Annotated in this window: 6 protein-coding genes; 4 read left to right on the forward strand and 2 right to left on the reverse strand. The window is 67.1% G+C overall.

Going from position 1 to position 16434, the window contains the following annotated elements:
- The first annotated feature begins 2 nt into the window (after window positions 1-2).
- The 4 genes from ACSZL9_RS03845 to ACSZL9_RS03860 are packed head-to-tail and all read left to right on the forward strand — an operon-like array spanning window position 3 to window position 15221.
- Complete coding sequence (locus tag ACSZL9_RS03845; RefSeq protein WP_446664144.1) at window positions 3-4778, forward strand: DNA methyltransferase; 4776 nt, start codon at window positions 3-5, stop codon at window positions 4776-4778.
- Window positions 4775-11125, forward strand: a complete 6351-nt coding sequence (locus ACSZL9_RS03850; RefSeq protein WP_446664145.1) for a DEAD/DEAH box helicase — start codon at window positions 4775-4777, stop codon at window positions 11123-11125. The genes ACSZL9_RS03845 and ACSZL9_RS03850 overlap by 4 nt, the downstream gene beginning before the upstream one ends.
- Window positions 11126-11128: 3 nt before the next feature.
- On the forward strand, window positions 11129-13402 hold the full coding sequence (locus tag ACSZL9_RS03855; RefSeq protein WP_446664146.1) for a 3'-5' exonuclease: 2274 nt from the start codon (window positions 11129-11131) through the stop codon (window positions 13400-13402).
- A 28-nt stretch (window positions 13403-13430) separates the two neighbouring features.
- Window positions 13431-15221, forward strand: a complete 1791-nt coding sequence (locus ACSZL9_RS03860; RefSeq protein WP_446664147.1) for a GmrSD restriction endonuclease domain-containing protein — start codon at window positions 13431-13433, stop codon at window positions 15219-15221.
- A gap of 136 nt (window positions 15222-15357) precedes the next feature.
- Here ACSZL9_RS03860 and ACSZL9_RS03865 read toward each other — a convergent pair whose 3' ends face one another.
- On the reverse strand, window positions 15358-15492 hold the full coding sequence (locus ACSZL9_RS03865; protein ID WP_446664148.1) for a hypothetical protein: 135 nt from the start codon (window positions 15490-15492) through the stop codon (window positions 15358-15360).
- 212 nt (window positions 15493-15704) lie between these two features.
- Entirely contained in the window at window positions 15705-16391 is a 687-nt protein-coding gene (locus tag ACSZL9_RS03870) for an NUDIX hydrolase (protein WP_446664149.1), read from the reverse strand.
- Between the last annotated feature and the right edge of the window lie 43 nt (window positions 16392-16434).

Raw genomic sequence — 16434 nt, forward strand, 5'->3', positions numbered from 1 at the left:
CGATGCCGGTCAGCGACGCACTGGTCGTGGGTGAGGACTGGATCAGCGAGCACTACTTCACCACCGATGCCAAGAAGGAGTCCTTCACCGGACGGGTGCTGGAGCGCCGCGCGGAGTGGGACGACGAGGACGTCTCGACACGGAGCCGCTTCACCGCGGGCCGTGGGGAGCTCGAGGCCGATTTCGTCAAGTTGGTCGAGCAGGGCACCGAAGTCGACGCGGACTCCGGCGACGACGAGCGGCTGAGCGACGCGCCCGCGCTGACCGGTGAGCAGCTGGACCGGGTGCGCGATCTCTACGACCGGGTGACCGACATCCTCGGCTTCCGCACCGGCCAGTACACCTGCGTCGCAGAGGGGCCGATCGAGTTCATCACCTCCGCGAACCTCGAGTCGTCGAAACCGTTGGCAATCCTTGCTGCTCGGCCGGCGACCACTGTCGAGGGCCTGATCGACAAGCACTCCCCGACCCTGCTCACCGCATGGGACCGCGACGAGGAGGACTCGATCCACTCGGTGTCGACCGCGCTGTCGACACTCATGACCCAGGCGGGCGGACCGGACTTTGCCCTGGTCATTGCGGGTCGCTGGTGTCTGATCGCCGAGCGCGAGCGTTGGCCCGAGGGCCGCTGGCTCGCCGTCGACCTGCAGCTGGTGTGCGAGCGCAACGACACCAGGCGCGGCGGCGAGATCGACCGCGCGCTCACCTGCCTCGACGCCGCCTCGCTGGCACCGGACCCGTCGGGCGACACGTGGTGGGCCACAACGCTCGAGGAGTCGATCAAGCACACCGTCGGTGTCAGCAAGGACCTGCAGGAGGGTGTGCGCGACTCGATCGAGATCATCGCCGGCGAGGTGGTGTCCCGCCGCCGCGCGCAGAACCTCCTCCCGCTCCCCGACAACAAGGCGCAGCCGCTGGCGGTCCAGTCGCTTCGCTACCTCTACCGCATCCTCTTCCTGCTGTATGCCGAGGCGTCACCCGAGCTGCAGGTGCTGCCGGTCGGCGCCGAGGAGTACGACGCCGGTTACGGACTGAACCGGTTGCGTGACCTCGCGCTGACGGAGCTGCAGACCGACCGCGCCCGACGCGGCACTCACCTCTACGACTCGCTCGCAACACTGTTCCGGCTCGTCGACCAGGGGCACACGCCACGTGGTGACGAGCAGCTGCCGGACGGCCTGACCTTCAACGCGCTGCGCGCCGACCTCTTCGCAGCGGATGCGACGGCACTCATCGACGAGGTCGGCCTGGGCAACGAGGCGATGCTGGAGGTGCTGCGCAAGCTGCTGTTGAGCAAGGAGACGGCCAAGAAGCAGCGCGGCTTCATCTCCTATGTCGAGCTCGGCATCAACCAGCTCGGCGCGGTCTACGAGGGCCTGATGTCCTACACCGGTTCGTTCGCGCACGAGGACCTCTACGAGGTCGCGCCGGGCGGTGACCGATCGGGCGGGTCGTGGGTGGTGCCGATCGCGCAGTCCGGGCACCTGGACGCGAAGGACTTCGTGCAGGAAACCGACCCGGATACGGGCGAGACCAGGGCGGTGATCCATCGTCGTGGGTCCTTCGTCTATCGGCTGTCGGGTCGCGACCGCCAACGCTCTGCGTCCTACTACACACCCGAGGTGCTGACGAAGTTCACCGTTGAGCAAGCGCTCGCGGAGCTGCTCGACGAGGGCGACGAACGGACGACCGCCGACGAGGTCCTCCGGCTGACGATCTGCGAGCCTGCCCTGGGCTCAGGGGCATTCGCGATCGAGGCCGTGCGGCAGCTGGCGGAGCAGTACCTCCGACGCCGGGAGAAAGAGCTCGGCGAGCGCATCGACCCGGAGAGCCGACCGGCGGAGCTGCAGAAGGTCAAGGCGCACATCGCGCTGCACCAGGTCTACGGCGTCGACCTCAACTCGACGGCGGTCGAGCTGGCCGAGGTGTCGCTGTGGCTGGACACCATGGCGCCTGGCCTGCAGGCGCCATGGTTCGGATTGCGACTGCGACGCGGCAACTCGCTCGTCGGTGCAAGGCGGGCGCTGTATGCCGCGCACCGGGTCAAGGACAAGAGTTGGCTCAAGACCGCCCCGGAGCCGGAGCCGCTCAACAGCCGCTGGTCGAGTAGCGCGACGAAGGAGCGCGTATCGAGACCCGGCTCCGACGTCGCGGGTCTCGATACGGCCTCCGCTAGCGCTCCGGCCTACTCGACCAGCGCGGAACCGGTGGTTGAGCCTGTCGAAACCACCAGCATCGGGACGAAGATCCACCACTTCTTGTTGCCTGCCAACGGGTGGGGGTCCGCCGTCGACGTGCCGAAGTCGGTGCGCGACCTCGCCGACCCCGAGCTGCTGAAGCGGCTGAAGAGCTGGCGGACGTCAATCCGCAAGAAGCCCAGTGCAGCTCAGGTCAAGCGACTGCAGAACCTCGCGCAGCGTATCGAGGCGCTGTGGGAGTTCGCGCTGCGTCGGCTGACGATCGCCGAGGCCGAGTCCGGCCGATCCATCGACCTGTGGGGCCGTGACGCGCAACCCGATCGTGGCGCGGTGACCCGGGAGCAGATCGAGCAGTCCCTCGCCGACGTCGACGGCGCGTATCAACGGTTGCGTCGGGTGATGGATGCCTGGTGCGCGCTCTGGTACTGGCCGCTCACCGAGGCCGAGGTCGAGCCGCCGACTCTCGATCAGTGGATCGATGCGTGCCGCGACCTGATCGGCGCGGCACCCGACGCCAAACGTGCCGGTATGGACACCTTCGGGTCGGCCACCGATTGGGCCGAGCTCGGTGTCGCCGAGGAGCTCGACCTCAATCTCAATGGTGCCCAACCGATTTCACGGGTTCTGGACAAGTTCCCGTGGCTCGGCGTGTGCCAGCGAGTCTCCCACGAGCAGGGCTTCTTCCACTGGGAGTTGGACTTCGCCACGGTGTTCGCGCGTGGTGGTTTCGACCTGCAGGTCGGGAACCCGCCGTGGGTGCGACCGGTCGTCGATGTGGAGTCACTGCTGGCCGACAGCGACCCTTGGTGGGCAGTCACATCGAAGGCGTCCGAGGCTGCCAAGCGAAAGCGCCGAGAAAACGACCTCGCCGAGTCTGACGTTGTCGCGCACGTCCTCGATGGATCGACCGAAGCGTCGGTGCTCGGCGATGTACTCAGCGACTCCACCGTCTATCCGGTCCTGTCCGGCCAGCCTGATCTCTATCGGGCGTTCATGAGCCAGGTCTGGTCGCACGCCTCATCGACCGGCATCAGCGCACTCATCCACATGGAGTCACATTTCACCGACGAAAAGGCTGCGACGCTTCGCGCGGAGTCCTACCGCCGCCTCCGACGACACTGGCAGTTCATCAACGAGCTGCGACTGTTCGACATTCACCACCTGGTGACGTACAGCGTCAATGTGTACGGCTCACCGAGACCGATCAAGTTCTGGCACGCGGTCTCGCTGTACCACCCGGACACAGTGGTCCGATCGTTCCAACACGACGGAACAGGGCCCGAACCCGGACTCAAGGACGAGGACGGCCACTTCGATCAGCGCCCGCACCGCTCCCGGCTACAACGCATCGAGGAGTCGATCCTGCGGCTGTGGCGCGACGTGCTGGGCTCTGATTCGTGGGCCGCGACGCCGATGGTGTACACCGTCAATTCAGCCGCCGAGCGAACCCTGGCGCAGCTTGCCAAGGCGTCACGCGTGTCCAGCCTGGAGCTGGAGTTCTCAGCGGGCTGGCACGAGCGCGCGGACCGGGAGCGTGGACGGTTCGTCTCCGAATGGGGCAAGGCCGAGTGGCGGGACGCCATCCTGCAGGGCCCCCACCTGCACGTGTCGACTCCGCTCTACAAGGAGCCGAACTCGACGATGCGCAACAACCTGGACTGGTCGGCGACGGACTTCGAGGCACTGGCGGCCGACGCACTGCCGGTCACGGCCTACAAGCCGGCGGGTGACCGACATGTCTATGACAGTTCGTACACGCACTGGGGTGAGGACCGCGTCCCCGCACCGGACTTCTACCGCGTCGCCTGGCGAGCCATGGCAGCGAACACCGGTGAGCGCACGCTGATCTCGGGGCTCATCCCACCGGGGGCAGCACACATCAATGGTGTCTTCTCTGTCGGAGTGCCGAACCGACAGCTGCTGGACCTAGTTGCTCTGCAGGCGTGCTCGTCAACCCTCCTGTCTGATTTCACCCTTCGAGCTGCGCCCAAGAGCGGCATCTACCTGGCGAATTTCAGCCGACTCCCGCTCGTGCCACTCGATCACCCCCTGTTGCGCGCTCTGATTGGGCGAACTCTCCGTCTTAACTGCGCCACCGATGCCTATGCGGATCTTTGGACGGAGTGCTGGGATAACGAATCCGCCACGGATGCACCGATCCTGGAGCGTTTCGACGAACACCCCATCGGTCCGACCTGGACCGCCGACGCTCCGCTACGCCGGGCCGTGGACCGGCGCAACGCGCAGGTGGAGATCGACGCGCTGGTCGCGCTGATGCTCGGTGTGCCGGTCGATGACCTGTGCACGATCTACCGCACTCAGTTCGCGGTGCTGTACGGCTATGACCGCCGCGAGTACACCTTCGACGCGAACGGACGGCTGGTGCCGAACTCGGTGCTCGCGGTGTGGCGCAAGAAGGCCGACGCGATCAGCGAGGACGAGCGCACCGCTGTACATCCGGGCAGCGGGATCGCCTACACCTACGAGTTGCCGTTCGCCACACGCGACCGAGAGGCCGACTTCCGCACGGCATACGCGGAGTTCGAGCGGCGCCTCGCCGCGAAGCAGGCGAGCACATGACCGAACTGCTGCCCAGCCTGGAGGCCGACCGGATCCGCACCGGGCTGGTCGACTTCCTGACGACGACGTTCGCGCTGGCCGACGCCGAGCCGCGGCAGGCGCTCAACGAGTTCCTGGAGCACCCCGACAACGGGATCTTCAAGGGGCCGTACGTCCGGTTGCGGCTGCCCTTCCGCAAGGCCGACGACACCGGAGAACGGCCGCTCGACTGGCAGCCGCCCTTCGAGCCTTATCGGCACCAGGAGGAGGCCTATCGCCGGCTGACGACCAAAGACCTCGGCCCCGACAAGCTGCGGCCGCTGCCGACAGTCGTGACGACGGGCACCGGCTCGGGCAAGACCGAGGCCTTCCTCAACCCGATCATCGACCACGTGCTGCGCGCGCGCCGCGACGGCGTGACCGGGATGAAGGCGCTCATCCTCTATCCGATGAACGCTCTCGCCGACGACCAGGCCGACCGGCTCACGAAGCTGATCATGAGCGACCCGGCGCTGGCGAACGTCACCGCCGGGCTCTACACCGGAGACGCGAGAGACGGCCAGGGACAGGGCCGTTCGAAGGTCACCGCAGACGGGCTGATCACCAACCGCACCATCCTGCGGGACACCCCACCGGACATCCTGCTGACCAACTACAAGATGCTCGACCAGCTCCTGCTGCGACCCGACGACGTCCCGCTGTGGGAGAAGAGCGTGCTGTCGCTCACCTACCTCGTGCTCGACGAGTTCCACACCTACGACGGCGCGCAGGGCACCGACGTCGCGATGCTGCTGCGCCGGCTCGGGCTGCGACTCCGCAGCCACGTGACCGACGACCACCCCGCCGTCGACCTCTTCCACGCACTCCCCCTCGGCAAGGTCACGCCCGTGGCCACGTCCGCGACGCTCGGCGACGGCAGTGACCCGACCGAGATGCTCGACTTCGCCGCGCAGGTCTTCGGCGAGCCCTTCACCCGGGACGCCGCGATCACCGAACGCCGGGTCGACGTCGAGGAGTTCACCGACGCGGCACGCACCACAGTGGCGACCGCGCAGCTCGCACCGCGACGGCTCGGCTCGATGCTGTCAACGGAAGTCGACGAGCTCGCCCAGCTCGGTCTCCAGCACGTCGGTGACGGGGATGCGCTGCTGACCGAGGTGGTCAAGCGTCTCTACGACCGCGACACGATGCCCGAATCCGTTGACGCGGCAACGCTCTTGCGAGCGCACGACGACGTGCGCGCTTTGATTGACGCGGCCTCGGACGCCGCCCCGCTGGGCGTGCTCGCAGCCGATCGGTTCGGCACGGACGTTCCGGCCGCAGACGCCCAGCGCGCGATCGCCACGGTCCTCGCAGCGCTCAGCCGGATCCGACTCGGGCGGCGCGACGAGGTCTCCGTCGAGGTGACGCTCTGGGTGCGTGAGGTCACCCGCCTGGACCGCACCGTCTCCTCCGAGCCGAGCTTCCGATGGAGCGACGACGGCCCGCCCGCCGACGACGCGACCCCTGCACTGCCTGCGATCTACTGCCGGTCGTGCGGCCGCTCCGGGTGGGGCGTCAGCCTCGCCCCGACCGGACGCGACCTCGCGGCGTCCGACAGCGGCATACGGGCCGACCACGTACGCAAGACCGGACGATTCCGCGCGCTGCTGCACGCGCCTGGCGAAGCCGCACTCGTCACCCAGGCCGCGGCCGCCGGCGACCGCGAGGCGGTGAAGCACGCCCCTAACCTGCGCTGGCTGCACATGCAGCGGCGAACCCTGCTCACCTCCGCACCGGCGGATGACGACCCCGACCTCCTGGAAGGTCGCGTGCTGCCCGTCGTCATGCTCGACGGCGAGACCGAGGACGTCGAGAAGCAGTCCCGGAGCGACCGGTGCCCATCGTGCGGGAAGGACGACCAGATCCGATTCCTCGGCAGCGCGATCGCCACGCTGCTGTCGGTGACCCTGTCCACGCTCTTCGGCGACCCCGACCTCGACTCCCGCGAGAAGCGGGCGCTGATCTTCACCGACTCGGTGCAGGATGCCGCACACCGGGCCGGTTTCGTCGACACCCGCTCGCACACGCTGTCCTTGCGGTCCGCCCTGCGCACGGCGCTGACCGGACCGATGTCCCTGGTCGACTGGACCGACGAGGTGCTGCGCCGGGCCGAACCCGACCCGTTCGCCCGCTATCGGCTGGTGCCACGGGCACTGGTCGACCACGAGGCGTTCATCCCGTGGTGGCGGCCGGAGCGATCCGAGCGCATCCCGGTTGCGAGCCGCACCGCGATGCGTCGCCGACTGCTCTTCGATGTCGAGCTGGAGGTCGGGTTGCAGTCGACATACGGCCGCACATTGGAGGCCACCGGATCGGTGGCTGTCCACGTCGACGCCGGACCGGACGACAAGGTGCTCGCGAGCGCGCGACGCGCCGTGTCGGACGACCAGAACGCGACGCTGCCGGACCTCGGTGTCGACGACCGGGCGCTGCTGCGGTGGGTGCACGGGACGCTCGATCGGCTGCGCCGGGACGGTGCGATCGACCACGAATGGCTGACGAAGTACGTCAAGGACGACGGCGCGCGCGTCTGGATCTGGGGCAAACGCAATCGAACTCAAGGAGCGCCGGCGTTCCCGTCGGGGCGAGGCGCACCGGCATACGCCGTGACCGACGGGACGGTCGACAGCAAGAGCGATTTCGTCCGGGTCACCAGCCCGCAGAGCTGGTACGCGCGGTGGACGGCGAAGTGCCTGGGTGTGAACGCCGCACACGGTGCGAGCCTCGCGGCACGGCTGCTCAAGGAGCTCGCGGCACGAGGGACGCTCTCGGAGACGAACACCGACAAGCAGGCACGCGCATTCGGCATACCGCCCTCGCACGTCGTCGTCACTCCGTTGTCCGACGAGGACCTGCGCATCTCGATCACTCTGCTGGTGTGCGACACATGCCGGTCGCCCCGTCCCACGACTCCATCGCTCGGCACCCTCTTCGAGGACGGCCCGTGCCCGACCGATCGGTGCCAGGGACGTCTGCGCCCGGTCCCCGGCGACCCGGACACGTTCTATCGACGGCTCTTCGCCACCGCCGACATGCGGCGGGTCGACGCCCACGAGCACACGGGTCTCATCGACGGCGCCGAGCGGCGCATGGTCGAGGCGGGCTTCAAGAGCAAGGAACAGAAGCCCGGCGATCCGAACGTGCTCGTCGCGACGCCGACCCTCGAGATGGGCATCGACATCGGCGACCTGACGACGGTCATGCTGTCGTCGCTGCCGGACTCGGTCGCGAAGTATCTGCAGCGCGTGGGACGTGCGGGGCGCCTCACCGGCAGCTCATTGGCCCTCGCCTACGTGACCGGCCGCGGCGACCAACTGCCGAGGCTCGGTGACCCCACGTCGATGATCAACGGTGCCGTGCGACCACCCGCGACCTACCTGGACGCCGAGGAGATACTGCGGCGACAGTTCATCGCCTACGTGATCGACGATCTCGTCCGCTCCGGTGACACGAAGGTTCCGGCCAAGTCGCGCGAAGCGCTCAAGTCCGCCGATCCGGGCTCGTTCCTCGGCACCGTCGTGGAGCGGAGGAAGCGGCACGCCCGACGGCTCGTCCGCGACTTCGTCGGAACCTTCGCCGACGAAGACACGCCCGGCCTGGACGCGCTGAAGGAGTGGGCGCTCGCCGGTGACAGCACCGAGGACAGCTTCGCCGGCACGATCTACCGCGCGGTGCACGACCACGTCCGTGACGTCGAGGAGCTGCGCCGCCGACGTCGGGAGGTCAACGACGCCATACCCGAGCTGAAGGAACGGGCCGGGCTGTCGGCAGCGAGCGACGACGACAAGAGCGCATACCGCTCGGCCGTCGGCACCGCCATGCTGTTGAAGAAGGTCCTCTCCGATCTGGAGGATGCGCCGTGGATCAGCGGCCTGGAGGTCCGCGGGCTGCTGCCGAACTACTCGCTGCTCGACGACACGGTCGAGCTGGACGTGCAGGTCTCCTGGGTCGACCCCGACACGCAACGGTTCGACAGCGACTCGATGACCCTCGACCGGGGGTCCGCGCGCGCCCTGACCGAGCTCGCGCCGGGAACGCACTTCTACGCACACGGACTGGAGATGCGAGTCGACGGCATCGAGATGGGCCGGGACCGGACCGATGTCGTGCACCACCTGGTGTGCAACACGTGCGGCTACCTGACGACACTCGCATCACCCCAGCAGGCCGCACCGGGCGCGTGCCCACGGTGTGGCAGCGACGGGATGGCCGACACCGGGCAACGCTTCGACGCCGTCCGGCTCAAGCGGGTGTTCTCCGAGATCCGCCGCGACGACGCGACCATCGACGATCACGACGACCTGCGTCGGTCGACGCGCTTCGAGGTGCTCACTGCGGTCGACTTCGACCCGGCCCGGCTCGCCGGGCAGTGGTCGGTCGAGCAGGTCGGGCTCGGGGTCGCGCACTACCGCCGGTTGCCGGTGCGATGGTTCAACCTCGGCCGAGTGACCGGCGCACCGAGCACGAGGACGATAGCCGGTCGCGACCTGGCCGCACCGCTCTTCCGAGTCTGCGAGGTCTGCGGGAAGCTCGACCTGGACTCGGGCACCAACTCACCCCGGGAGCACCGCGCCTGGTGCCCGCACCGCAACGCGGTCACCGAGCACACCCAGGAGCTGGCACTGAGCCGCGAGCTGATCACCCAAGGCGTCGCCATCAGCCTGCCGCCGAGCGTCACCGCCGACCAGTTCAGCGTGCCCAGTCTGCAGGCGGCACTGCTGCTCGGCCTGCGGGAGACGATGGGTGGCTCCCCCGACCACTTGCGGATCGTTCCGGTGCCGCACCCGCTCGGCACGCACGACGGTGCGACCCGCGAGGCTCTGCTGTTGCACGACACCGTGCCGGGCGGGACCGGATACCTCACCGATCTCGCGTCACCGGAACGGCTCTGGGCAACCCTGCTGCGCGCCGCGACAGTCCTCGAGGACTGCCCGTGTCAGTTCGAGGAGCGGGCGGCATGCCACCGCTGCCTGTTGCCGTTCACCCGCGATGCGTCGTCGGTCACCCGGTTGGACGCGTTGCGAGCCCTACGTGTCCTCATGGACGTCGACGGTGACAGGGCCTTCGGTTCGCTGGAGTTGGATGCTCCGGCCTGGCAAGTGACCGAACGGGCCGTCGAAGCCGGCTGGGGCGAGTCGCCCTTCGAACAGAGATTCCGCACCGCACTGGCCGAGCGGCTGAGCAGCAAGGCCACCGTCAAGCAGAGCACGACCCCGGCGGGGATCGAGCTGCGCATCGCGGCGGCGGGCAATCGGCAATGGCGTCTGCAACCGCAGGTCGACATGCACGGCACCCGTCCGGACTTCGAGCTCACCGCCAACGGTGGCATCGCACCCTACGCGATCTACACCGACGGGCACGAGTTCCACGCCACGCCCGCGCACAACGGTCTCGCGGACGATGCTTCCAAGCGGAAAACATTGCGTGACAACGGCATCCGTGTTCTCTCGATCCCGTGGACCGACCTGCACGACCCGGCACCACCCGCCTGGCTGGACCCGAAGGTGATCGGTGCGCTAATGGAGACGAAGTCGGGTGCCGGCATCTCCCAGGCTGCTGTCGAGGAGTTCGAGGGCGGATCGCTGTCGATGATCGAAGGCATCATCGCCGACCCGACCGCGACACCGAGGACGGTGCTGGCCGACAACCTGCCCTTCCTGCTCGCGAAACGACCCGGGGGCGGGATCGGCCGGCTCGGCCCCGACGAGGACCTGCGTGTCGTGGCGACCGACCTGATCAACGGAGCGGAGCGCACGTCGCCGCCTTCCGGCGACAGGCTGATCACCTGGCACATCCCACACCTCGCGTTCGTCGCTCGATTGAAGGGCGTCCACCCGGTCGAGATCGCCCTCGTGCTGGACGACACCACCCAGGCGCTCAACGATCCGCAGCACGTGGACTCCTGGCGGGAGTGGCTGCGTCTGTCGAACGTCCTGGCGCTGTCCGATGTCGACGCGCACATCACCGTGACGTCGTCGGTCCTGGCGGGTGTGTCGGAGGCGTCCGGGGCGGAGACCCGGCTGGCCGGTGTCTGGTCCGATCTCGACCTGTCCGTTCTGGACTCCGAAATCGTCACGCTCGCAGAAGAACTCGCATCCGCCGACGTCGAGCGCCCCGACCACCTCGTGGAGGAGGTCGACGACGGGATAGTCGTCGACCTCGCATGGGACAGCTCGAAGGTGGTCGTGCTCGGCGCCCAGGGCGCCGACGACGACGCGGCCGACCTGGAGAGAAGAGGCTGGACGGTCCTGCGCATGACCACCGACACCGACCCCAGAGCGGTCGTGGACGCCGTACGCACCTCGTTGACCGCGAAGAAGGAGTGACCGATGCCGTTGCTGATCCTCAACAAGGTCAAGGACGGGCTCGACCCGTCGATGAAGAAGAAGGCCTATGCCTTCCTGGAGAAGCTGCAGGAGGACGACTCCCTTCCGGGGCTGCACATCGAACCCATCAAGGGCTCTGTCGACCCGAGGGTCCGCACCGGTCGGGTCGACGACAACTACCGCTGCGTGCTCTTCAAGATCGCCGGCAAGGACGAGCCGGCCTACGTCGTGCACGGGGTGTGGCCGCACGACAAGGCGAACAAGATCGCAGAAACGGTCCGGCTCTCGCTGAACCCGATCAACGGCATGGCCGAGGTCGAGCAGGCTGTCGACACGATCGCGGCCGGCTCGCCCGAGCCGGAGAATGCTCCGGCCGTCACCGCCTCTGCGCCGGTCGAATCGCAGGTCGAGACCACACCCGAGGTCGCCGCCGAGGTGCAGGCACCCGCTGAAACATCACCCGCGACGAAAGCACCCACCTGGCCGGCGGATGTCACCGCCACCTCACTGCACGACAGGCTCGGCATCGACGAGGGCCTGGCCGCCGACGCGCTCCGGGCGCCCACCGAGGAGGACCTGCTCGGCATCATCGCCAGGGCACGCGTGGAGTGGCAGGGCGAGGCCCTCCTGGAGCTCGCGACGGGAACGCCCGTCGCGGAGGTGCGCACGTCATACGGCCTCGACGAGAAGGTCGACGTGGGCGACGGAACCGAGGACGAGCAGCTGCTCGCGAGCCTGCGACACCCCGCCGCGCAGTCGTCGTTCCACTGGATCGAAGACAACGACGAGCTCCGCCGCATCATCGACGCCGGAGACCTCGTCGCCTGGCGACTGTTCCTGCACCCGGAGCAGCAGCGCTACGTCGACGGGAACTACAAGGGGCCATTCCGGCTGTCCGGCGGGGCAGGGACCGGCAAAACCGTGGTGGCGCTGCACCGCACCCGGCGGCTCTTCACCGAGGATCCCGAGTCGCGAATCCTGCTGACGACATTCACCCGCAACCTCGCCGACGACCTCGCCCGTGGGCTGCGACAGCTGGACGAGACGATCACGCTGCAGACCCACCTCGACGGGCCCGGCGCGCAGGTTAAGGGCGTCGACCAGGTGGTGCGCGCCGTCCTGCAGGCCGCCGGTCCGAGCATCGCCGAGGCGTCCGCGAGCGTGCTCGGCGACGGTCGATCCTCGGTGACCGGCGCAACGGGCGGTGACGCCTGGCGCGAGGCGATCGACGACGCCGACCCCGACCTGCCTGCGGAGCTGACCACTCCCGCGTTCTTCCAGGCGGAGTACGCCATGGTCGTGCTCCCCCGCCGGATCACGACCCAAACGGCATACATCAGGGTGCGCCGCGCGGGACGGGGCGTCGCACTCGACCGTGCCAAGCGGATCGAGGTCTGGAAGGTGATCGAGCGATACCGTGCACTCGGTCGCGCGAGCGACACCACCGACTTCGTCGAGAAGGCCGCGCTCGCGGCTGCATGGTTGGAGCTGAACGACCGGCACTACTTCGACCACGTCCTCGTGGACGAAGCGCAGGACCTCAACCCCTCCCAACTCCTGTTCCTGCGGGCGCTCGTCGCGGTCGGCCCGAACGACCTGTTCATCTGCGAAGACTCGCACCAGCGCATCTACGGGCAGAAGGTCGTGCTGTCCCACGTCGGCATACAGGTCCGTGGGCGATCTCGGCGATTGACGCTGAACTACCGGACCACGGCGCAGAACCTCGACTGGGCAATGCACATCCTGTCCGGAGGCGATTTCACCGACCTCGAGGGTGAGAACGAGGAGCACAGCTATCACTCCGCGCGCTCGGGTCCGGTGCCGCAGTTGCACCCTGCTGCCTCGATGAGCGACGAGCTCGACGGAGCGGCCAAGCTCGTCAAGTCGTGGCTGCACGCCGACGGGGACGATGTCCCGGCGACGGCGCCGGACGGGATCGCGATCCTCGTGCGCGACAAGTACCGTCGCCAGACCGTGGTCAGCGGCCTGGCGGACCGCGGTGTCCAGGTGCGCTCGGTGGATCAGGAGAACGCCAAGCCCGGAATGCCGCTCGTCATGACGATGCACCGCGCGAAGGGCCTGGAGTTCACGCACGTGCTCCTCTTCGGCGTACACGAGGGATCGGTGCCGAGCGCGCTGAAGGACTACAAGTCGAGCGAGGAGGACTTCGCCGACGCGATGCTGCGGGAGCGTTCACTGCTCTACGTCGCGGCAACCCGCGCCCGTGACGTGTTGGCTGTCAGTTGGAACGGAGAGAGATCGTCCTTGCTCGACTGACTGTGGACAGCAAAGAAAGGGAAGACTCATGGCCAAGTATTCGGTGAAGCAGTCCGCAGTGACCGAGCTGCTGTCCGACGTCCGCACCGACAAGATAGCGATACCCGAGCTCCAGCGACCTTTCGTCTGGAACAGCATCAAGGTTCGGGATCTGATGGACTCGCTGTACCGCGGCTACCCCGTCGGGTACCTGATCACGTGGCAGTCGATCGGCGCAAAGCTGAAGGGAGGTGCCATCGCTGCGCACCAACAAATCCTCATCGACGGACAACAGCGGGTGACCGCACTCCGCGCGGCTGTCGCCGGCCTGCCTGTGGTCGACAAGAGCTACCGGTCGGTCCGAATCCGCATCTCCTTCAACCCGATCACCGAGGAGTTCGCGACTCTCACTCCGGTGATCCGCAAGGATCCTCAATGGATCAGCGACATCAGTGACTATTTCAACGCGACATCCTCATTCGCGTTCGCACGGGAATATCTCGAACGCAATCCTGACGTCGATCAGGTGACCTTCGAGGCCAACCTTGCGCTTCTCGAGAGCATCAAGAATGCACAGATCGGCATCATCGCCCTTGCCGACGATCTCGATGTAGAGACCGTGACCGAGATCTTCATCCGGATCAACTCCAAAGGGGTTCCACTCAGCAGCGCGGACTTCGTGATGAGCAAGATTGCGACATACGGTGATCGGGGCCGCAACCTGCGCAAGCAGATCGACTACTTCTGCCATTTGGCGGTTGCTCCGCACGCCTACGACGACATCGCGACCAACGACGCCGAATTCGCCGATACGCCCTACCTCCAAGCCATCTCGTGGCTCAAGGACGACTCCGAAGACCTTTACGATCCAACCTACGGTGACGTGATCCGGGTCGCCGGGCTCGTCGGATTCGACCGCGGCAAGACCTCCAGCATCGTCAGCGAACTGTCCGGTCGAGACCCCGACACACGGCGCGTCGATGAGGACCGCATCCCCGCGGCATACAACCGACTCGAGACGGCCCTCGGTCAGATCGTGCGCAAGTACAACTTCGAGAACTTCCTGATGCTGATCAAGTCGGCAGGGTTCATCGCCCCCACGATGGTCAACTCCCGCAACGCGCTGAACTTCGCCTACGCGCTCTATCTCAGGCTACGTTCGGACACCGGTATGTCCGAGGGAGAACGAAAACGTATAACGCGCCGTTGGTTTGTCCTGTCGATGTTGACCGGGCGCCATTCCGGCAGCTTCGAGTCGACCTGGGAGCAGGACATCCGACGCATCCGTGATCAGGGCGCTTCGACATACCTCAAGCAACTCGAGGAGTCAGACTTGTCCGACGCCTTCTGGTCCACGGCGTTGCCGGATCGACTCAACACGACCAGCGTGACCAGCCCCTACTTCCAGACGTTCCTGGCGTCTCAGGTCGCCACCGGAGCACGAGGCTTCCTGTCGAAGAGCATCACTGTCGCGGCCATGCACCAGCAGGCAGGCGACATCCACCACATTGTGCCGAAGGACTACCTCCAGAAGAACGGCTTCCCCGACCGTGCGGACTACAACCAGGTCGCAAACTTCGCCTTGACCGAGACCCCGATCAACATCAGCATCAGCAACGAGCCACCCGCTACATACATGGCGGGGGTCGCGACACAGATCGCCACGGGCCGGCTCACGCTCGGTGAAATCACCGACGCCGACGACTTGCGACGAAACCTTGACGAGAACGCCGTTCCGCTGGAGCTGGGCGAAGTGACGGCCGGAGACTACCCGGAGTTCCTCGTCGAACGTCGGAAGCTCATGGCGGCCAGGATCCGCGACTTCTACCAGGCACTCTGACGGATCGTCGACGACTCCTGCACAGCATCACGGCAACAGTCACCGTGCGACGTGTTGGATGGCTTTCAGCTCGCAGTCGGCGTCACCATGAAGGTGACCGTGAATTCGTCTGGCCCGAAGGACTGACGCCGACCAACTACACGCTTGTCCGCGTCAGCGAGGGCGCAGCAGACCGAGCCATCGAGACGATCCCCGGATCGAGATCGGAAACGCCATACGACACGTCCTCGATGAGCCAGGCGGCATGCAGCGTGCAGACCTGCGTCATCACGTCATGTCCCTCTTCTTCGTCGTGAAGGCGCAACCATCCGTGCGCGCCTCGACGTCGTCATCGACGATCTTGCAGCACAAAAGGTACTTCGGCTGATGGGGCGGTTCGTCGTTCTCGACAGATGATCCGAGCCATTCAGACCCGGCCTCACGGGCAAATGGCTGCGCACAGCGGCGGGACCGGCGTTGCGAGAGACCGCCACGCGCGGTCCACTAGCGCGTGATCGGCGGGTTGAGCGACCCCGCCGGACCGGCCGTGAAGAGCGCCGCCGGGCGACCGCGACCACGACGCGACTCACCCGTGCCCTGCACGAAACCAGTCGTGGTGGTGACCTTGCGGTGAAAGTTCGCCGGGTCGAGCGTGACGCCCCAGACCGCCTCGTAGACGGCGCGAAGTTCCCGCATGGTGAACTCGCGGTCGAGGAAGCTCGTTGCGAGCGTGGAGTATTCGAGCTTCGAGCGCGCCCGCTCCACGCCATCCTGCAAGATCTGCGCGTGGTCGAACGCGAGTCGGCGTCGCAGCGCCTCCTCCACGGGCACCCAGGAGGAGTCGGCCGCGTCGGTGCCGGCGGTCGCCTCCGGCAGGTTGGCCGCGAGCGCCAGGTAGGCAACGGAGATCACGCGCTGGTCATGCTCGCTGTCACGGCGCGGATCGCTGTAGGTCGCGAGCTGTTCCAGGCGCACTCCGCGCTTGCCCAGGCCGGTCTCCTCGGCGAGCTCGCGGTATGCCGCCTGCTCCCCCGACTCCCCCTTCAGCAAGAAGCCGCCGGGCAACGCCCACTGCCCCCGGGCAGCCTTCGCCTTGCGGCGGACGAGTGCGACGTTGAGCGCGCCGTCGCGCAGTGTCAGCGCCACGATGTCGGCGGCGACCCACGCGGTCAGGCGATCCGAGTTCGTCATACCCGCAGCTTATGTCATCTTGACAAGAAAACACCGTCCAGTT

Source organism: Flexivirga sp. B27, assembly GCF_052905685.1.